This window comes from Jeotgalicoccus huakuii (genome assembly GCF_036665975.1).
GTDB classification, from domain to species: Bacteria; Bacillota; Bacilli; order Staphylococcales; family Salinicoccaceae; genus Jeotgalicoccus; species Jeotgalicoccus marinus.
In genome coordinates this window covers 1-248 of record NZ_JAVIYN010000049.1, presented here as the reverse complement: position 1 = coordinate 248, position 248 = coordinate 1, and the positions used below count along the sequence as shown (strand labels likewise).

The window sequence follows — 248 nt, the reverse complement described above, 5'->3', positions numbered from 1 at the left end:
AGTTCATATTCTTTTGGATTTGTTTGGGACGATCGGTTGTTGATGATTTACACAATGCCATTAATGGGCAATCCCGACAATCTTCACATTCATAGATTTTGATGATACGTTGATAACCGTATTTGTCTGTACGGCTTGTATGTCGCTTAAAGGGCAATCGGCGATTGTTTGGACATACATAATAGTCATCAACCTCATTATATTCCCAATGGTTTGGGTGCATCTCATTCGCTTGATATGTCTTCTTC

1 protein-coding gene is annotated in these 248 nt (G+C 38.7%); it reads right to left on the bottom strand.

What is annotated here, in order from left to right:
* Window positions 1-223 (bottom strand): transposase (locus V6E76_RS11465; protein WP_499797821.1); only part of this gene is annotated, 223 nt, incomplete at its 3' end.
* Window positions 224-248: the final 25 nt, after the last annotated feature.